Raw genomic sequence first — 19,759 nt, forward strand, 5'->3', positions numbered from 1 at the left:
GGGCGCTCAGTCCCGGTCCAGGAACTCCAGGAGCGCCCGGTTGAAGGCCTCGGGCCGGGTGACGCTGTGGGCGTGGCCGCCCTCCGGGGCGAGGGCGAGCCGGGCCTTGGGCAGCGCCGCCGCCAGCCGCTCGGACCGGGTGTAGGGCACCAGCACGTCGTCCCGGGCGGCCATGACCAGGGTCTCGTGGCCGATCGCCCCGAGACGGTCCGCGATGGTGAAGCGCTCCAGGGCGGCGATGCGGGTCAGCACGGTCTCGGCGCCGGGGAAATGCGCCAGGGCCTGCGCCGCGTCGGCTTCGACCCGGTCGGCCTCCGCGGAGAGCCAGGGGGCCGGGTACAGGAAGATCGCCTGGGCCCGCACGTAGGCCTCCGGCCCGCCCCCGGCCAGGATCGCCCGGCGGGCCGCGAAGCAGCAGCGCGTGGCCGGGTCCATCGCGTCCCAGCCGTTGATCACGACGAGGCGCCCGACCCGCCCGGGGGCGTCCAGCGCCATCTGGAGGGCGATCAGGCCGCCGAGCGCGTGGCCGACCACGTCGGCCCGGTCGATCCCGGCCGCGTCCAGCACCCCGAGCGCGTCCCGCGCCATGGCGGGAACGTCGTGGTCCGGCGCGAGCCGGCCGGGCGAGCGCCCGGTGCCGCGGTGGTCGTAGGTGACGACCCGGAACCGCGCGGTCAGGGCCGCCATCTGCGGCGCGAAGTAGCCCGCCGCGCCGCCGAGCCCGGGCGAGAGCAGCACCGGCCGCCCGCCCGCCGCGCCGGCCACCGCGTGATGGAGCGGGCCCATCAGCGGCCGATATGGGCGATCGCGGCGATCTCCACGCGGGCCTCGGGCTTCACGAGGCCGCACTGGATGCAGTAGCGCGCGGGCTTCTCGCCCGGGAAATACTCGGCGTAGACGGCGTTGATCGCCGCGTAGTCGGCCCAGTCCGCCAGGAAGACGTGGTTGAAGGTGACGTCGTCCATGGTGCCGCCCGCGGCCTCGACCACGCCCCGGATGGTCTCCAGCACGTGGCGGGTCTGGGCCGCCGCGTCGCCGGCATGGACCACGTTGGCCTCCGCATCGAGCGGCAGCGTGCCCGAGACGTACAGGATCCCGTCGGCCAGGGTGCCCGGCACGTAGGGGGCCAGCGGCTTGCCGGTCCCCGGCGGTATCACGACCTGCTTGGGCATTCCCCTGCGCCTCCCGCGCGCGACCTGTCGGCCGGGCCGGGCAGGCCGCGCGGGAGGCCGCGTCGCGGCGGTCTTCGCGCACCCTGCCGGTCACCGGCCGGGCGCGCGATGCACTTATCCGGCCAGATCGCCGCCGGATGTACCGCCATATGTATCGATCCCGGCGTGTGAGGACGCCCCGAGGGCGGCCTCGAAGGCGGCGACGTCCGAGACCCAGCCGAAGAAGGTCTCGATGTTGGCGAGCGCCGCATGTTGCAGGCTCTCCGGCCCCGCCTGGTGCGTGGCGTCGGCCAGCACGATCCCGAAATACTCCCGGTGGAACCCGTCCCGCAGCGTCGACTCGACGCAGACGTTGGTGGCGATGCCGGTGAAGACCAGCGTGGTCACGCCCCGGGCCCGCAGGGTGCTGTCGAGGGGCGTGTTGTAGAAGCCGCTGTAGCGCGGCTTGCCCATCACGATGTCGCCGGGCGCCGGATTCAGGGCGTCCACCAGCGCGTAGTCCCAGGATCCCTTGGCGAGCAGCTGCGCGTTCGCTTCAGGATTCCGCCGCATCGTCTTGAGGGCGTTGGATTTGTGCCAGTTCGGCGAGCCCGGTCCACCGGCCTCGACATAGGCCGGGTCCCAGCCGTTCTGGAACCACAGGACCGGGATGCCGGCGGATCGCGCCGCCGCCACCGCCCGGGCGATCCGGGCGATCACCGGGCCGGTGCCCGAGACGTCGAAGCCGGCCCGGTCGAGGTAGCCGCCCGGGCTCGCGTAGGCGTTCTGGACGTCCACCACGATGAGGACCGTGGTCGCGGGATCGAGGGCGATCGGCTCCGGGCGGGCCGGCAGGACGACGCCGCCGTGCCGGCCCTGGGCGTCGCGGAATCCGGCGGGGCGATCCATCTGGCGATCCATCTGGCGATCCATCGGTCGGTCCATCGGGCGGTCCATCAGGCGACCTCGGGCAGTGCCGCCGCCGTCACGTGCCGGCGCGACCGCATCAGGGGCTGGATCCGGGTCCCGAAATCGTCGAGGCCCTTGAGGAAATCGTCGAAGACGAGCAGCACGCCCTCGACGCCGTCGATGGTCATGACGGCGTCGAGCATCGCGGCCACGCTGGCGTAGCTGCCCACCAGGGTGCCCATGTTGAGGTTCACCGCCGAGGTCGGGTCGGCGAGCTGGCGCACGTTGGTGTCGCTGCCGGACTTGGTGTCGGCCGCGCCCTGGACGCCGAGCCACGCGATCGCCTCGGCATCCGCGCCCGCCTTGTAGTGCGCCCAGGTCGCCATGGCGGCGTCGTCGGTCTCGTCGGCGATGATCATGAACAGCGCGAAGGCGGTCACCCGCCGCCCGGTCCGCGCGCCGGCCTCGGCGAGCGTCTCCACCACGGGCGCGAAGGCGGTCGGCGTGTTGAGCCCCTTGCCCAAGCAGAAATTGTAGTCGGCGTACTGGGCCGTGAAGGCCAGTCCGGCGCCGCTCTGACCGGCGCAGATGATCTTCACCGGCGCCTGCGGCCGGGGGCTCAGCCGGCAATCGTTCATCTGGAAATACGTGCCCTTGCGGTCGCTGGCGCCCGTCTCCCACAGGTCGCGCAGGATCTGGGCGTACTCGGCCAGGTAGTCGTAGCGCTTGGCAAAATAATCGTCGCCCGGCCACAGGCCCATCTGGTCGTATTCCGGCTTCTGCCAGCCGGTGACGAGGTTCAGGCCGAAGCGCCCGTCGGAGATCGAATCGATGGTCGCGGCCATGCGCGCCACGATGGCGGGCGGCAGGCACAGGGTCGCCGCGGTGGCGAACAGCCGGATCCGGGTGGTGACGGCGGCGAGCCCCGCCATCAGGGTGAAGGATTCGAGGTTGTGGTCCCAGAACTCGGTCCTGCCACCGAAGCCGCGGAGCTTGATCATCGACAGGGCGAAGTCGAGCCCGTAGCCCTCCGCCTTCAGGGTGATCGCCTTGTTGAGCGCGAAGCTCGGGCGGTACTGCGGGGCGTTCTCCGACAGCAGCCAGCCGTTGTTGCCGATGGGGATGAACACCCCGACACTCATCGCCGGTGCCGGACGGGCATCGGCGCTGTCGTCCGCGTGGCTCTGCATCGTCGTCCCGCGCTCCGCCCGGTCGGTCCCCCGCCGGAACCGAGTCGGCAAGCGGAGGCTCGCAAAACCGCCGCGGAGGGTCAAACCCGCGGCGCCCGTCGGGCGCAAAAATGCCTATCTTTCCAGCGACTTGCACAACCAGGGCGCGATGCCTGCCCAACCCGTACGCGCTTCCCGTCCGGCCGCACCTTCCCGCCGGCCCGCGCTTCCGCGCGGCGCGATGATCGGTCACGGTGCGGTGACGGTGCGGCGATAACTGTCGGCAGGGCCACAAACATTGTCGTGGGCGTGGCGAAGACCATCTTCCCGTGACGATGACGGATCTCGGTCCGACCCTGCCGGACCTTGCCTGACCTTGCCGGAGTGACAGCGATGCGCGCGTGGCCCGCCCTGCTCCTCGTCCTCGGTCTCGCGGGGCCGGTGGCGGCCGACGAGGCGGGGCGCGCGGCGGCCCGGGCGGTCATCGCCAAGCAGGAGCAGGCGCTCGGCCGCGACGACGCGCAGACCGCCTACGAGCAGGCCGCGCCCGGGATCCGGGAGCTGTTCCCGAATGCCGACCTGTTCATCGGCATGGTCCGGAACCAGTACCGTCCGGTCTACCGCCACCGCAGCTTCGTGTTCGGCGAGGCGCGGGACACGGACGCGGCGGGCGTGGTCCAGTCTGTGGCGATCCAGGACGAGTACGGCGTCGACTGGACGGCCGAGTACAGCCTCGCCCGCGACGCGGACGGGCAGTGGCGCATCACCGGCTGCCGCCTCATCAAGGCGCCCGGCACGCGCGCCTGAGGACGCGCGCAGGAGAGCGCGCAGGAGAGCGCGCCCCCGAGGGGCGCCCGCCGCCGGCACGGCGGGCGCGGAGGCCGAGCTCAGGGCCGGAACGTCCCGAGCTTCTCGAGCATCTGCAGGGTGACGTCGGCGCAGGCCCTGGTCGTGTCGTCGTCGGCGCACTTCACGTCGACCCGCGCGTCGCCGCGCTCCAGCACGATGTGGGCGGCCCGCGACGGCGGAGGCGGGGGCGGAGGCGGCGGGGGGCCGTCCGGGCCGGGACCGCGGCGCGGGTCGCCGGGGGCGGGGGTGGCGCGCCGGCCTCGGGGCCGGGCCTCGGGCCGCCGGGCGGCGGCGGCGGGGCCTGCGCGAAGGCGACGGTGCCGGACAGCAGTGCCGCGACGCCCGCGAGGGCGATGATTCGGGTCATGTCGGCTCTCTCCGAGACGGGATCCGCCCCGGCGGCTCGGGGGCCGCGGGGCGGTCCGGCTCTAGGACGCGGCCGGGCAACCGGCCCTGAACCGGCCCGTTCAGCCCCGGTTAAACCGCCGGCCCCGCCCCGTGCGCGCCCGGCAGCCAGGGCGGCGGCGCTCGGCTTTCGACAGGTCCGCCGGCATCGTGTAGAGGGGGCGCCTTCCCTCGGAGGACCCCGTGCTCCACGTCTCGACTCGCGGCGCGGCCGCGCCGCTCTCGTTCTCGGACGCGCTCCTGGCGGGCCTCGCCCGCGACGGCGGGCTCTACGTGCCGCAGACCTGGCCGCAGATCGGCCGTTCGGAGATCGCCGCCCTGGCGGGCCGGCCCTACGCGGAGGCCGCCAAAAGGGTGCTGCGCCCGCTGATCGACGGCGACGTCGCCGGGCCGGACCTCGACCGGATGATCGACGCGGCCTACGCGACGTTCCGCCACCCGGCGGTCTGCCCGCTGACCCAGCTCGACGACAACCTGTTCCTGCTGGAACTCTTCCACGGGCCGACGCTCGCCTTCAAGGACGTGGCGATGCAGCTGCTCGGGCGGCTGATGGACCACGTCCTGGCCGAGCGCGGCGCCCGCGCCACCATCGTGGGCGCGACCTCGGGCGACACGGGCTCCGCCGCCGTGGAGGCCTTCGGCGGCCTCGACCGGGTCGACGTGTTCATCCTCTACCCGCACGGGCGGGTCTCGGAGGTGCAGCGGCGGCAGATGACCTCGGTGCCGGCGCAGAACGTCCACGCGCTGGCCGTCGACGGCACGTTCGACGATTGCCAGAACCTCGTCAAAGCCCTGTTCCAGCACGCCGATTTCGCCGACGCGGTGCGGCTGTCCGGCGTCAACTCGATCAACTGGGCCCGGGTCGCGGCGCAGGCGGTCTACTACTTCACCAGCGCTGTGGCGCTGGGCTCCCCCCACCGCCCGGTCTCCTTCGCGGTGCCGACCGGCAATTTCGGCGACGTGCTCGCCGGCTGGGTCGCCAAGCAGATGGGCCTGCCGGTCGAGCGGCTGATGATCGGCACCAACGCCAACGACATCTTGGTGCGGACCCTGGAGCACGGCGCCTACGAGCTGCGCGGCGTGGTCCCCACCACCTCGCCCTCCATGGACATCCAGATCTCGTCGAACTTCGAGCGGCTGCTGTTCGAGGCGCTGGGGCGCGACGCCGCGTCCCTGTCGCGGCTGATGGCCGGTCTGAAGCAGTCCGGCGGGTTCTCGCTGAACCCCGAGGTGCTGGCGACGGTGCGGGCGGAGTTCGACGCCGTGGCGGTGCCGGAGCCCGACGTCATGGCGGAGATCGCCCTGACCCAGGCCGCCACCGGCGTGGTGCTCGATCCCCACAGCGCCATCGGCGTCCGGGCCGGGCGGCGGCTCCTGGAGCGGGACCCGGCGACCCCCGTGGTGGCGCTCGCCACCGCGCATCCCGCGAAGTTCCCGGACGCGGTCGCCCGGGCGACCGGCGGCCTGCGCCCCGCCCTGCCCCCGCACCTCGCCGACCTGATGGACCGGCCCGAGCGCCTGACCCGGGTCGCCAACGACCAGGCCGCCCTGGAGGCGCTCATCCGCGAGCGCGCCCGCATCACGAGGGGTGCGTGAGCCCGGCGCGCGTCACGCGACGCGCCCCCTCTCCCGTGCGGGAGCGGGGACCCGCGCCGCATCCGGCCCCCTCCGCGACGAGCCGTCGATGAACCAGCATTTCTCCACCCACGCCGCCTCGCCGTCCCTGCGCACCACGCGGCTTCCGAACGGCGTCACGGTGGTGACCGAGCCGATGCCCGGGGTCGCCACCGCGAGCCTCGGCGTCTGGGTCGGCGCCGGCTCGCGCAACGAGCGCGCCGACGAGGCGGGCCTGTCCCACCTCATCGAGCACATGGCCTTCAAGGGCACCCGCACCCGGTCGGCGCAGAAGATCGCGGAAGAGATCGAGAATGTCGGCGGCGAGATCAACGCCGCCACCTCCACGGAGGGCACCAGCTACACCGCCCGGGTGCTCGGCGAGGATGCCGGCCTCGCCCTCGACGTGATCGGCGACATCCTCACCGACTCGGTGTTCGACGCGGGCGAGCTCGCCCGGGAGAAAGGCGTCATCCTGCAGGAATACGCCGCCGTCGAGGACACGCCGGACGACGTGGTCTACGACGCCTTCACGGAGGCGGCCTTCCCGGACCAGCCGGTCGGCCGGCCGATCCTCGGGCGGCCCGAGACGATCCGGAGCTTCGACGAGGCCGGGATCCGCGCCTATCTCGACCGGGAATACACGCCGGACCGCATCGTCGTGGCCGGCGCCGGGGCCGTGACCCACGAGGCGATCGTGGCGGCGGCCGAGCGCCATTTCGGCGCTCTGCCGGCCAAGACCGCCCCCGCCTCGGTGCCGGGAATCTACGGCGGCGGTGAGCGGCGGATGCCGCGCAAGCTCGAGCAGGCCAACGTGGTGATCGGCCTTCCGGGCCTCTCCTTCCGGGACGATCGCTACTACGCGCTCCACATGTTCGCGCAGGTGCTGGGCGGCGGCCTGACCTCGCGGCTCTGGCAGGAGGTGCGCGAGACCCGCGGCCTCGCCTACGAGATCCAGGCCTTCCACTGGCCCTTCTCCGATTGCGGCCTGTTCGGAATCGGCGCCGGCACCGCCGGGGCGGACCTGCCCGAACTCGTCGACGTGACCCTGGCGGCCACCGCCCGGGCGGCCCGCGACCTCGACGCCACCGAGATCGCCCGCGCCAAGGCGCAGCTGAAGGTCTCGCTGCTCTCGGCCCTGGAGACGCCGGGCGGGCGCATCGAGCGCAACGCCCGCCAGATCCTGGCCTGGGGCCGGGTGATTCCCGCCGGGGAGGTGATCGACAAGGTCGATGCCGTCACGGTCGAGGACGTCCGCGCCGCGGCGGCCGCGATGCTGCAGGGCACGCCGACGCTGGCGGCGATCGGCCCGATCCGCAAGCTGCCCACCCTCGACAGGATCGCGGGCGCGCTCCGGGGGGCGTAGGGCAGCTTCGGTCGGTCGCCGCGCCACCGTCTTTGCGAGCGGAGACCCCCCGCAACGGCCGGCCCCCGCCCCGCCCAACTTGATTTGGCCGCAAAGGGGCGCGATCCGCGGGCGGTGAACCGGCCCCGGGGCAACCTTGCCCCAGGTCAGGTCCGCGCCTATCGATCGAGGCCGCCCGGGCGGCCGATGCCGAAGCTCGCACGGCCGGAAGTCAAGACACCCTTGCGCATCCTCGCCCTCCTCCTGACCCTGGTCGGCGGTCTCGTCGGTGCCCTCGCGCTCACGCTCGCCGCGAGCGCGCCCGCCCAGGCCGTGGAGGCGGTCCGCGTCACCCTCGACGCGCCGGTGATCGACCTGACCACCGCGATCGAGCGCTACCGCTCCGACGGCGACCTGATCCAGATCTCTACGGCGCCCGGCAAGGACGGCATCGTCCGGCGCATCGTCGTGAAGGCGCGCGACGCCGGCGCCCGGCCCGACTGGATCGTGTTCGCGCTCACCAACGACACCGACGAGCAGATCGACCGCATCCTGGTCGCCCCGCATTTCCGGCTGGTCGATTCCGGGGTGATCTGGCCCGATCTCGGCGGCTCGCGCATCGCCGCTATCACGGCGAGCCAGGGCATCCGGCCCGAGCGGGACGAGAACCCGGAGGCCGACCAGTTCACCATCACGCTCGATCCCGGCGCCACCGTCACCTACGTGGCCGAGCTGCGCGGCTCCAACGTCCCCCAGCTGCGCCTCTGGGACCAGGACGCCTACCGCCGCAAGACCGCCGGCCTGACCCTCTACAAGGGCATCATCATCGGGATCAGCGGCCTGCTGGCCCTGTTCCTGACCATCGTGTTCGTGGTCAAGGGCGCGATCATCTTCCCGGCCGCCGCCGCGCTCGCGTGGTCGGTGCTGGCCTATGCCTGCATCGATTTCGGCTTCCTGCAGCGGGTGTTCCCGGTCACCGAACTCGCCGAGCGGGTCTACCGGGCCTCCGCGGAGGCGGTGCTCGGGGCGACGCTGCTGGTCTTCCTGTTCGCCTATCTCAACCTCGCCCGCTGGCACGTGCGCTACAGCCACGTGGCGTTCTTCTGGCTTGCCTTCCTGGCAGGCCTCGTCGGGCTCGCGGTGTTCGACCCGCCGGTGGCGGCGGGCGTGGCGCGGATCTCGATCGCCGCGGTGGCCGGGATCGGCCTGCTGCTGATCGTCTACCTCGCCGCCCATAACGGCTACGACCGGGCGATCCTGCTGGTGCCGACCTGGCTCCTGCTCGTCGTCTGGGTGACGGCGGCGGGCTTCGCGGTCACCGGCCAGATCGGCAGCGACCTCGTGCAGCCGGCCCTGATCGGCGGCCTCGTGCTGATCGTGATGCTGATCGGCTTCACGGTGCTCCAGCACGCCTTCGCGGGCGGCGGCCTCAGCCACACCCTGGTCTCCGACACGGAGCGGCGGGCGCTGGCGCTGACCGGCGCCGGCGACGTGGTGTTCGACTGGGACGTGCCCGCCGACCGGGTCTTCGTCGGCCCTGAGATCGAGGGCCAGCTCGGCCTCGCCCGCGGCACCCTGGAGGGGCCGGCCACCAATTGGCTGGGCGCGCTCCACCCCTTCGACGTGGAGCGCTACTCGGCCGCCCTCGACACGGTGATCGAGGAGCGGCGCGGCCGCATCGTCCACGATTTCCGCCTGCGCTCGGAGGCCGGCACGTTCTTCTGGTACCGCCTGAAGGCGCGGCCGGTGATCGGCGCCGACGGCGAGGTGATCCGGGTGGTCGGCACCATCGCGGACGTCACCGAGATCAAGACCGCCGAGGAGCGCCTGCTCCACGACGCCGTGCACGACAGCCTCACCGGCCTGCCGAACCGCGAGCTGTTCGGCGACCGCCTCGACGCGGCGCTGGCCTTCGCCGGCCAGGACCAGCGCCTCAAGCCCACCGTGATCGTCCTCGACGTCGACCGGTTCAAGGGCATCAACGACGCGATCGGCCTGTCGGCGGGCGACTCGATCCTGCTGACCCTGTCGCGCCGCCTCGGCCGCCTGCTGCGCCCGCAGGACACGCTGGCCCGGGTCGCCGGCGACGAGTTCGCGGTGATCCTGCTCTCCGAGCGCGACCCCGACCGGATCCTGGCCTTCGCCGAGATGATCCGCCGGGCGATCGCCACGCCGATCACCTACGCCGACCGGGAGATCTTCCTGACCGTCTCGATCGGCCTCGCCCTCTACGAGGCCGGCGCCAACCTGAAGCGCGACGAGGTGTTCAAGAGCGCCGAGATCGCCATGATCCAGGCCAAGCGCAACGGCGGCGACCGGATCGAGGTGTTCCGCGCCCACATGCGCACCGACCGCTCGGACCGGCTGATGCTGGAGAGCGACCTGCGCAAGGCGATCGAGCGCAACGAGCTGCGAGTGCTGTTCCTGCCGGTGGTGCGGCTCGAGGACCGCACCGTGGCGGGGTTCGAGACCGTGCTGCGCTGGGACCACCCGAAGCTCGGGCGCATCCCCGCCTCGACCTTCCTGCCGCTCGCCGAGGAGAGCGGCTTCGTGGTCAACCTGGGCATCTTCGCCCTGGAGCGCACGGCTCTCGAACTCGCGGCGTGGCAGCGCTCCCTGGAGGTCGAGCCGCCGATCTTCGCGGCCTGCAACCTGTCCTCGCGCCAGCTCCTGCGCCACGACCTCCTGCACGACGTGAAGACCGTGCTGGCCCGCTCCGGGGCCCTGCCCGGCTCGCTCAAGCTGGAATTCAGCGAGAGCCTCGTGATGGAGAACCCGGAATACGCCGCCCAGATGCTGGCGCGGATCCACGACCTCGGCGCCGGCCTGTGCCTGTCGGATTTCGGCACCGGCTACTCGGCCCTCTCCTATCTCCAGCGCTTCCCGTTCGACACGATCAAGGTCGACGCGACCTTCGTGCGCCAGATCGGTACCGGGCAGACCGCGATCCTGCGCTCCATCGTGCGCATGGCGAGCGAGCTGAACCTCGCCATCGTGGCGGAGGGCTGCGAGTCCGAGGCCGATGCCCAGGCGCTCGCCGGTCTCGGCTGCGAGTACGCCCTCGGCCCGGCCTTCGGCGAGCCGATGACCATGCTGCAGGCCCGCCAGATCGTCGGGGCCGCCCCGGAAGCGGCCTGAGGGCTGCTCCCGGGACCCGATCCGGCGAAAGTCGCGGATCGGTTTAAGTTCGCCTTAACCATGTCCGATCAAGCTCCTGTTGATAGGCGGGCCCTCCAGCGCCCGCGATGGGGATGGGTCGGATGGCCGAGGCGGCACGGCGTTACCAGCAGGCGGGCGGCTCGGACCTCGTGCGTCGCCTGATGGCCCGGCCGGTCCGGCTGGAGCAGCAGGTCCGGACCCGGATGCCCCTCCGCGACCCGCGCCGCGTCGACGCGTTCGCCGACGCCTACGCCTACGCCGACGAGGCCGCGGACGACGCGGAGGCGCGGGACGAGGCCGACGCGATCGCCCGCCTCGAGACCGAGCTGCAGGTGATGAAGGCGGTACTCCGGGCCCAGCGGCAGGAGGTCGAGTCGCTGCGGGCGCAGCGCCAGCTCCTGACCGAATCGGCCCCGACCGACGATGTCCGCGCGACCCGCGAGCGCTGGGCGGCCCTGGTCGACTCGCTCCTGATCCGCGCCCGCTGATCCGTCACCAGGGCATGCGGGGGAGAGCCATGGGGGCGCGCTGCTCGCTCGTCGTCAACGGTCGGTCGGTCCGCGTCTCGACCGGCGACACGCCGCTGGAGGCGGCGCTGGCCGAGGGCATGATCGCGCCGCTGCAGGCGCAGTCCGGCAACCTGCTCGCCGGCCAGGGGATCGCTCAGGGGATCGCTCAGGGCAGCGCGGCGCCGTCCGGCCGCCGCCATCCGGCCCGCCGGGCCCGGGCCGAGGCCCTGCGCCCGGCCCTCCCCGGCGCCCCGATCCAGGGCCAGGAGGAGGCGCCGCCGCCGCCCGTCACCGTCCGCAAGGGCACGGTCACGGAGATCCGCCGGCTCAGTCCCGGCATCCTCGAGATCGTCGCGACCCTGACCCGGCGCCCGACCGGCGAGCCCGGCCACCAGGCGCTGGTGACCTTCGCGGGGCTGCCGACGCGGACGCTGTCCCCGACCCTGCGGGTCGACGGCACGACCGAGATCAACGACGTGGTGTTCCACGTCGCCCGCGACCCCGAGGGCGATCCGCTCGACGGGCTCCGCCTCGACCAGCCGGTGCGCCTCAAGGGCCCCGTCGGCCGGGGACAGTACCGCCCCGGGGGCGGCCGGCTCGTGCTGGTGGCGGCCGGCGCCGGCTTCGGCGCGATCTGGGCGATCGCCCGGGCGGCCCGCTACGTCGAGCCCGCCCGCGAGATGGCCCTGGCCGTCGGCGCCCGCGACGCCCTGGACCTCTACATGCGCGAGAGCCTGGACTGGCTGCGCCGCACCGGGGTCGGCCGGATCGTGCTCTGCGCCGATCGCGGCCGCCAGCGGCCGCCGGACGTGCGCTCCGGCCCGCTCAGCGCCCACCTGCCGAGCCTGCGCGCCACCGACGTGGTCCACGTGGCGGGCGACGTCTCGACGGTCGGCGCCGTGCAGGTGCTCGCCGCCGCGGTGGGCGCCCGCTGCTACCCGATCGTGATCGACTGAGCGCCGTCGCCTCGACGCGGCGGCGCCCGGCTGCTACCGGCGCCGGGGCGGCCGCACGGGGCCGGTCCCGAGCCCGATCCGAGTCCGATCCGAGCCCCGATGATCCGCGTCCTCTGCCTCGGCTACAGCGTCACGGAGCTGCCGGGCTACGTGGAGCGGGCCAACGCCCTGGCCGAGGCCGAGGGGCGCCCGGTCACGTTCCTCCGCAGCGGCTGGGGCGGCCATTCCCTGCCCTCCATCGCCGCGCTGATCGACGAGATCCTGGACGCGATCCCCTGCGACCGCGTCCTCCTCGAGCTGTTCACCGGCAACGTCCGCTACTTCGACGGCGCGACGATGCGGGCCTATCTCGACGACATCCTCGCGGCGACCGCCCGGCGGGACCTGCCCGTCGCCTTCCTCAACCTCCACCAGGGCGGCGTCGACTACGCGGCCGAGCCCGTCGCCGGCCTGCTGGCGGCGTACCGCGCCCTCTACGGGATCCCCTATCTGGACATCGCCGCCCCGGTGGCGGCCGCGGGCGCGGGCGACATCACCTACCTGCTGAAGGACGCGACCCACGTTACGCCGGCGGGCGCCGACCTCTACGGCACCCTGGTCTACAGCTTCCTGCGCGCGCCGCCGCCGGGGCGGGCCTATATCGACCGGTTCCGGACCCTGCCGGGCCGGTTCGAGGCCCTGCCGCTGCGCGCCCTCCCCGGCCTGACCTGCGGGTTCGCCCTGCGCCGCAACGGCATCCCGCTGGACTTCCTGGAGATCCCGGAGGGCACGCGCGTCGCCGTTCCCCTGGGGCGCCCCCGCGACGTGATCGGGCTCCTCGTGACCTACGGGCCGCGGGCGGGCACGCTGACGGTCGAGGATCCGGCGACCGGGCGCGCGCGGACCCTCGTCGCCTACGACGAGTTCTCCTACTACACGCGCGCGATGTTCCGCAGCGTGACTCTCCCGGCGGCGCGCGCGCTGACGATCGCGCAGTCGGCGGAGCGCCCGGACATCGCCCTGCGCAAGGGCGCGCCGGATCCAGGCCCGCGGATCGGGCGCGTGTCGCACGTCGTCTGCCGGCGCAGACTCGGCCTCGCCCCGCGCGCCGCGCGCCAGCTTCACCGGCTGCGGCGCGGCCTGCGCCGCGTCGGATTGCGGCTCGGGCTCGTCCGAGGCGCCTGACCCCGGCCCCGTTCAGGCATAGTCATGCAGGCACGAGCGTTTGAATAACGCACCTTTATGGCATTCGATTTATCGATCTCTGTAATTATCAATCCAGTCTCTGTATCGGTTCGTGTATTCGTGCGTGCGAAGAGTGATGTGATCGATCGTGGCTTCCTGTTCGTGGCGTGTGATAAGCTGTGCCGGTGACGCCGGCGGAGATCGAACGGAATGCGGATCCTGCGCGATGCGAACCTGCATGTGAAAATGTCCGCGCCGCTCTTGTTCATGGTGATCGTGTGCGCCGCCTCTGCCGCGTACTCGCTCAGAGAACTCAGAGCGATCGAGGAGAGAGATAGATTTTTGGTGGATTACTATTTCGCGAGGCTCGAGATATTCTCAAGTGTCCGCGAAAAGTTCGTCGATGCGGCGCTCATGAACCGCAATCTCATCATCGGCAAGCCGAAAGGCGACATCCCCCTCTTCCGCAAGGGCTACGACGCCTCCGTCAAGGCCGTGGCCGACGGCATCGAGACGCTGGAACAGGGCTCGCGGCGCGCGAAGATCGCGGCGCTGCAGCGCCAGATCGGCACCGTCGCCCGGGACTATTTTGACCTGCTCGACCGCTCCAACTACCTCGCGCTCCGGAATGACCGGCCGGCGGCGATCCAGGTCGGCGTGGTCGCCAGCCGGGAGGTCCGGGCGCAGTTCGACCGCGCGGCCCAGGCGTACGAGGCGGCGGCGGCGGCCCGCCTCGGCGAGGCGAAGATCGCCACGCAGCAGGGGGCCGAGCAGGCCCGGACGGTCCTGATCGGCGCCACGGTGGCGGGCCTGCTCGTCGCCCTGGGACTCTCCGCGGCCATCGTCGTGGTCGGTGTCACGCGGCCGCTCCACCGCCTCGTCGCCGCGCTGCGGCGCGTGGCGCAGGGCGACGGCGCCGCCACGATCGCGGAGGCGCGGCGCGGCGACGAGATCGGAGCGGCCGGGCGGTCGAGGCGATCCGGAGCTTGATCATCCGCAACGCCGAGGCGGAAGCCGAGGGCCGGCGGCGCGCGGACGCCGCCGCGGCCGCGGCCCGCAAGGACGCCACGATGGGCCTCGCCCGGACCTTCGAGGCGGCTGTGGCCAGGATCGTGGACCGGGTCTCGACCGCCGCGGGCGAACTCGAGGGCACCGCCCACCAGATGACCGCGACCGCCCAGGAGACGGCCAGCCAGTCCGGCGCGGTGGCGCTGGCGGCCGAGGCGGCGGCGGTTAACATCGGCACGGTGGCGGCCGCGACCGAGCGGCTCGGCAGCGCCATCCAGGCGATCGGCCGTCAGGCGGGCGGCTCGTCCGCGCTCGCCCAGCAGGCGGTCGGCGAGGCCGACCAGACCGCCGGGTTCGTGGCTGAGCTGCGGCAGGCGGCCTCCGAGATCGGCGAGGTGGTGCGGCTGATCGCGTCCATCGCCGAGCAGACCAACCTGCTGGCCCTCAACGCCACCATCGAGGCGGCGCGGGCCGGCGAGGCCGGCCGCGGCTTCGCGGTCGTGGCGGGCGAGGTGAAGGCCCTGGCCGAGAAGACCGCGCGGGCGACCGACGGGATCGCCGCGCAGATCGGCCGGATCCAGGGCGTGACCGGATCCGCGGTCGGCGCCATCGGCGCGATCATCGACCGGATCCGCGAGATCAACGGGGTGGCGATCGCGATCGCCGCGGCCGTGGAGGAGCAGGGTGCCGCGACCCGGGAGATCGTGCGCACCGTCGCCGAGGCGACGCGGGGCGCCGCGGAGGTCACCGGCACCATCGCCGGGGTGGCCGAGGCCTCCGATCGGACGGGGGTCGCGGCCGACCACGTGCTCACGGCCGCCACCGCCCTGTCCCGTCAGTCCGAGGGGCTCGCGGCGGAGGTGGAGCGGTTCCTGGACGGCGTGCGCGCGGCCTGAGGGCGGGGCAGGCCCGCTCCCGCGCGGGGAGCGGGCCGGTGGCGACTCAGCCCAGGCGGACCCGCCAGATCTCCTCGGCGTACTCGCGCATGGCGCGATCGGAGGAGAACCACGCCATGCGGGCGGTGTTGCGGATCGCCTTCGCCCACCAGCCGCGGGGATCGCGCCACGCGGCGTCGATCGACCGCTGCACCCGCCAGTAATCGTCGAAATCGGCGGTGAGCAGGTACTGGTCGCGCCGGCGCAGGTCGTCGGTAAGCGGCCGGAACCGGCCCGGCTCCTCCGGCGAGAACCGTCCCGAGGCGATCATGTCGAGGGCGGCGGCCAGCCGCGGCGAGGCCTGGATCGCCCGGGCCGCGTAGTCCGGCTCGGCCTGCCGGGCGCGGACGCCGTCGGCCTCCAGGCCGAAGATGAAGATGTTGTCCGCCCCGACATGGTCGCGGATCTCGATGTTAGCGCCGTCGAGGGTCCCCACCGTGAGCGCGCCGTTGAGGGCGAACTTCATGTTGCCGGTGCCCGAGGCCTCCATGCCGGCGGTGGAAATCTGCTCGGACAGGTCGGCGGCCGGGATGATCGATTCTGCGAGGCTCACCGAGTAGTTCGGCAGGAACACCACCTTCAGCCGGTCCGCGACCTCGGGATCGTCGTTCACCGCCTTGGCGACGTCGCAGGCGAGCTTGATGATCAGCTTGGCCTGGACGTAGCTCGGCGCCGCCTTGCCGGCGAAGATCTTCACCCGGGGCGTCCAGTCCCGGTGCGGCTCGGCCTTGATCGCCTGGTAGAGCGCCACGGTCTCGACCACGTTGAGGAGCTGGCGCTTGTACTCGTGGATGCGCTTGACCTGGATGTCGAACAAAGCGGCCGGATCGACGTCGATGCCGGTGCGCTCGGCGATGATCGCCGCCAGGGCCTCCTTGCGCTCCCGGCGCACGGCCGCGTAGCGCGCCACGAAGGCCGGATCCTCGGCGTGGGCCTCCAGGCCCCGGAGCAGCTCGGGATTGTCGAGCACGCCGGCGCCCACCGTCTCCACGGCGAGCCGGGTGAGACCGGGATTGGCGTTGTGGAACCAGCGGCGGAAGGTGATGCCGTTGGTCTTGTTGACGATCTTGTCCGGATCCAGCGCGTGCAGGTCGGAGAAGACCGTCGAGCGCATCAGGTCCGTGTGCAGGGCCGAGACGCCGTTGACCCGGCGCGCGCCGTGGAAGGCGAGGTGCCCCATCCGGACCCGCCGCCCGTGCGACTCGTCGATCAGCGAGATCGACGCGAGGTAGGCCGCGGCATCCGCCGATTCCTGCCGGCCGTGCTTGGCCTGCTCCTCCAGGTGCATCCAGTTGATCAGGTAGATGATCTGCATGTGGCGCGGCAGCAGCCGCTCCATCAGCTCCACCGGCCAGGTCTCCAGGGCCTCGGGCAGGAGGGTGTGGTTCGTGTAGTGCAGCGTGTGCGTGGTGACGTGCCACGCGTCCTCCCAGGAGAGGCCGTAGACGTCGAGGAGGACGCGCATCAGCTCCGGCACCGCGATGGCCGGGTGCGTGTCGTTGAGCTGGATCGCCGCGTGGTCCGGCAGGGACCGGACGTCGCCGCGCTCGGCCACGTGGCGGGCCACGAGATCCTGGATCGAGGCCGCGGTGAAGAAGTATTCCTGGCGCAGGCGCAGCTCCTGGCCCTCGGCCGAGGAATCGCTCGGGTAGAGCACCCGCGAGATCGCCTCGGCGCGCATCCGCGCCGCGACCGCGCCGACATGGTCGCCGCCGTTGAAGCGGGCGAGGTCGACGGGCTCGCCGGCCTCGGCCTTCCAGAGGCGCAGGCCGTTGACGTGGCGGCCGCGCCAGCCGACCACCGGCACGTCGTGGGCCACCGCCCGCACGGTCTCGGCCGGCTGCCAGTGGCGCCGGATCACCCCCTCCTCCGGCGAGGACAGCGTGACGGTGCCGCCGAACCCGATCGCGTAGGTCGCCTCGGGCCGGGCGAATTCCCAGGGGTTGCCCTCGGCCAGCCAGGTCTCCGGCGCCTCGCGCTGCCAGCCGTCCTCGAAGGACTGGCGGAACAGGCCGTGGTCGTAGCGGATGCCGTAGCCCATGGCCGGGATGCCGATGCTGGCCATGCTCTCCATGAAGCAGGCGGCGAGCCGCCCGAGGCCGCCATTGCCCAGGGCCGCATCGGGCTCGGCCTCCTGCACGGCGTCCAGATCGATCCCGAGCTCCCGGAGCGCGCCGCGGGTCGTCTCGGTGAGGCCGAGATTGTTCAGCGCGTCCGACATCAGCCGGCCGATCAGGAATTCCAGCGACAGGTAGTAGACGCGCTTGTTCGGCACGCTCCGCTCGGAGGCCAGCGCGGCGGCCACGATTCGCTCGCGCAGGGCCAGCGCCGTCGCGGCGAACCAGTCGCGCGGGCGGGCGGTCTCGGGCGTGCGGCCGAGCGTGAAGGTGAGCTTGGCGCGGATCGCCTCGCGCAGGTCCACCACCGCGTCGCCGCTGCCGGACAGCACCGGGGCGGTCCAGGCGGCCGGGGCGGGCGCCTCGGTTGCGCGCTCGTCGCTCGAGACATCTTGTGGCACAGGCCGGGTCAGAACATCGTTCAACACGTGCGGGTCCCCCAAAGTCGTCGCCCCGGATTCTAGCGCCGGGGGTATCGTGGGCGGATTATCTCTTTTGATGGATTGCCGCCGCATGAACGGACGGGCGATCCGTGCCCCGAAGCGTCCGACGATGCGGTCGGCTTCCGGCGAAGTCGTGGCAGCGCCGCTCCGGCGGAGCGCACGGGCACGCCGGAGGAGATATGGCAGGGCGGCGTGACATTCCAGGCACAGCCGCGCGGCGTCGCCCTGCGTGAGGGGCATGCGCACAGGTTTTGGGGGCCGCAGCCATTCCCCGGGCGACGCCGCGTCGGGGCATTTCGCGCGCAGCGCGCGCTCTCGGCGCATCCATCGCCGGTCGCCAGGGCGCGGGTCAGCGGTTAAGCGTGGGCCGCCGATGCGAGGGGCGCAGCATGACCGACACCGTCTGGTGGAAGCGCGGGACCGTCTACCAAGTCTATCCGCGCTCCTTTCAGGACACGAACGGCGACGGGGTCGGCGACCTGCCGGGCATCACGGCGCGGCTGGACTACCTCGCATGGCTAGGGGTCGACGCCGTGTGGATCTCGCCGGTCTACCCCTCGCCCATGGCCGATTTCGGCTACGACGTGGCCGATTACTGCGGGATCGACCCGCTGTTCGGCACGCTGGCCGATTTCGACGCCCTCGTGGCCGAGGCCCATCGGCGCCGGCTGAAGGTGATCCTCGACTTCGTGCCGAACCACTCCTCGATCGCGCATCCCTGGTTCTCCGAGAGCCGGTCGTCGCGCGCGAGCCCGAAGCGGGACTGGTACATCTGGCGCGACCCGGCGCCCGGCGGCGGCCCGCCCAACAACTGGCTGTCGAACTTCGGCGGCCCGGCCTGGACGCTGGATGAGACCACCGGCCAGTACTACTACCACGCCTTCCTGGCGGAGCAGCCGGACCTGAACTGGCGCAACCCCGCGGTGCGGGCGGCCATGCACGACGTGCTCCGCTTCTGGCTGGAGCGCGGAGTCGACGGGTTCCGGGTCGACGTGATCTGGCACCTGATGAAGGATGTGGGATTCCGCGACAACCCGGCCAATCCCGACTACGCGCCGGGCTCGCCCGAGATCAACCGCTTCACCCAGGTCTACTCCGCCGACCGGCCCGAGATCTTCGACGTGATCGCCGGGATGCGGGGGGTGCTGCGCCAGTACGGCGAGCGGGTGCTGATCGGCGAGATCTACCTGCCGGTGGAGCGGCTGGTCGCCTATTACGGCCCGGACCTGACCGGGGCCGACCTGCCGTTCAATTTCCAGCTGATCCAGACCCCGTGGCGGGCCGACGCGGTGGCCGACCTCGTGGCGCAGTACGAGGCGGCCCTGCCCGAGGGCGGCTGGCCGAACTGGGTGCTGGGCAACCACGACCAGCCGCGCATCGCCGCGCGGGTCGGGCCGGCGCAGGCCCGCATCGCCGCGATGCTGCTGCTGACCCTTCGGGGCACGCCGACCCTCTACTACGGCGACGAGATCGGCCTCGGCCACGTGCCGATTCCCCCGGACCGCGCCCGGGATCCCTGGGAGCACAACGAGCCCGGGCACGGCCGCGACCCGGAGCGCACGCCGATGCAGTGGGACGACACGCCCCAGGCCGGCTTCTCCACGGCCGAGCCCTGGCTGCCGCTGGCGGCGGATTGGGCTGCCTGGAACGTCGAGAGCCAGCGCTCGGATCCGGGCTCGATGCTCACCCTGCACCGGCGGCTGCTCGCCCTGCGCCGCGACCACGCGGCGCTCGCCGTGGGCGGCTACCGCGAGGTGCCGCTCGGGATCGCCGAGGTGTTCGCCTACGAGCGCTTCGCTGACGGGGACGTCCTGCGCGTGCTCCTGAATTTCGGCGCGGCGTCGCAGGACCTGCCGCTCCCCGAGGGGGCCTGGACCGTGCTGCTCTCGACCCGTCCGGGGCGCGCGGGCGAGCCGGCCGGCCTCACCCTCGCGCTGGAGCCCGCCGAGGGGGTGATTCTGCGCCGCGCCGGGTGACGCGAGGCCGCCCCGGCTCCGGCCCCCGTCAGGCCGGGGACCGAATCAGG

The 19,759-nt window shown here is 72.7% G+C and carries 13 protein-coding genes and 1 pseudogene; 9 read left to right on the plus strand and 5 right to left on the minus strand.

The features are described 5' to 3' along the window. Positions 1-6: 6 nt before the first annotated feature. The 4 genes from rutD to rutA form a co-directional block, all read right to left on the minus strand. The gene (gene rutD, locus BM419_RS09660; RefSeq protein ID WP_175556293.1) at positions 7-789 is read right to left on the minus strand and encodes a pyrimidine utilization protein D; all 783 of its coding nucleotides are present in this window, start codon (positions 787-789) and stop codon (positions 7-9) included. Beyond that, on the minus strand, positions 786-1,172 hold the full coding sequence (rutC, locus tag BM419_RS09665) for a pyrimidine utilization protein C (protein WP_020093352.1): 387 nt from the start codon (positions 1,170-1,172) through the stop codon (positions 786-788). The genes rutD and rutC overlap by 4 nt, the downstream gene beginning before the upstream one ends. A 114-nt stretch (positions 1,173-1,286) precedes the next feature. Then, positions 1,287-2,072 (minus strand): pyrimidine utilization protein B, encoded by a 786-nt coding sequence (gene rutB / locus BM419_RS09670; RefSeq protein ID WP_280141961.1) that lies wholly within the window; start codon positions 2,070-2,072, stop codon positions 1,287-1,289. Between the two features lie 35 nt (positions 2,073-2,107). Next, entirely contained in the window at positions 2,108-3,202 is a 1,095-nt protein-coding gene (gene rutA, locus BM419_RS09675; RefSeq protein ID WP_091926394.1) for a pyrimidine utilization protein A, read from the minus strand. A gap of 420 nt (positions 3,203-3,622) precedes the next feature. Between rutA and BM419_RS09680 the strand changes: the two genes are divergently transcribed. The 8 genes and pseudogenes from BM419_RS09680 to BM419_RS33210 all read left to right on the plus strand — a co-directional run bounded on the left by BM419_RS09680 (position 3,623) and on the right by BM419_RS33210 (position 15,134). Then, entirely contained in the window at positions 3,623-4,036 is a 414-nt protein-coding gene (locus BM419_RS09680) for a DUF4864 domain-containing protein (protein WP_091926302.1), read from the plus strand. A gap of 630 nt (positions 4,037-4,666) precedes the next feature. After that, entirely contained in the window at positions 4,667-6,079 is a 1,413-nt protein-coding gene (gene thrC / locus BM419_RS09690; RefSeq protein WP_020093347.1) for a threonine synthase, read from the plus strand. 88 nt (positions 6,080-6,167) lie between these two features. Further along, positions 6,168-7,463: a M16 family metallopeptidase gene (locus BM419_RS09695; RefSeq protein WP_091926303.1), complete on the plus strand. Its 1,296-nt coding sequence runs from the start codon at positions 6,168-6,170 to the stop codon at positions 7,461-7,463. A 186-nt stretch (positions 7,464-7,649) separates the two neighbouring features. Next, positions 7,650-10,580 (plus strand): EAL domain-containing protein, encoded by a 2,931-nt coding sequence (locus BM419_RS09700; RefSeq protein WP_020093345.1) that lies wholly within the window; start codon positions 7,650-7,652, stop codon positions 10,578-10,580. A gap of 122 nt (positions 10,581-10,702) precedes the next feature. After that, positions 10,703-11,089, plus strand: a complete 387-nt coding sequence (locus BM419_RS09705; protein ID WP_091926304.1) for a hypothetical protein — start codon at positions 10,703-10,705, stop codon at positions 11,087-11,089. 29 nt (positions 11,090-11,118) lie between these two features. Further along, positions 11,119-12,066 carry a ferredoxin reductase domain-containing protein gene (locus BM419_RS09710; RefSeq protein ID WP_091926305.1) on the plus strand — a complete coding sequence of 316 codons (948 nt, stop codon included), beginning with the start codon at positions 11,119-11,121 and terminating at the stop codon, positions 12,064-12,066. Positions 12,067-12,165: 99 nt separating this feature from the next. Beyond that, positions 12,166-13,230, plus strand: coding sequence for an SGNH/GDSL hydrolase family protein (locus BM419_RS09715; protein ID WP_091926306.1), 1,065 nt, complete (start codon positions 12,166-12,168; stop codon positions 13,228-13,230). Positions 13,231-13,497: 267 nt separating this feature from the next. Beyond that, positions 13,498-15,134: pseudogene (locus BM419_RS33210) on the plus strand (HAMP domain-containing methyl-accepting chemotaxis protein). Between the two features lie 46 nt (positions 15,135-15,180). Here the strand turns inward: BM419_RS33210 and BM419_RS09725 are convergent. Next, a complete protein-coding gene (locus BM419_RS09725; RefSeq protein ID WP_091926307.1) occupies positions 15,181-17,691 on the minus strand; it encodes a glycogen/starch/alpha-glucan phosphorylase in 2,511 nt (836 codons plus the stop codon). Between the two features lie 431 nt (positions 17,692-18,122). Here BM419_RS09725 and BM419_RS09730 point away from each other — a divergent pair, with 431 nt between their 5' ends. Then, positions 18,123-19,709, plus strand: coding sequence for an alpha-amylase family glycosyl hydrolase (locus BM419_RS09730; protein WP_091926308.1), 1,587 nt, complete (start codon positions 18,123-18,125; stop codon positions 19,707-19,709). Positions 19,710-19,759: the final 50 nt, after the last annotated feature.

Origin of the sequence: Methylobacterium sp. yr668 (assembly GCF_900116245.1) — a bacterium.
Taxonomy (GTDB): domain Bacteria; phylum Pseudomonadota; class Alphaproteobacteria; order Rhizobiales; family Beijerinckiaceae; genus Methylobacterium.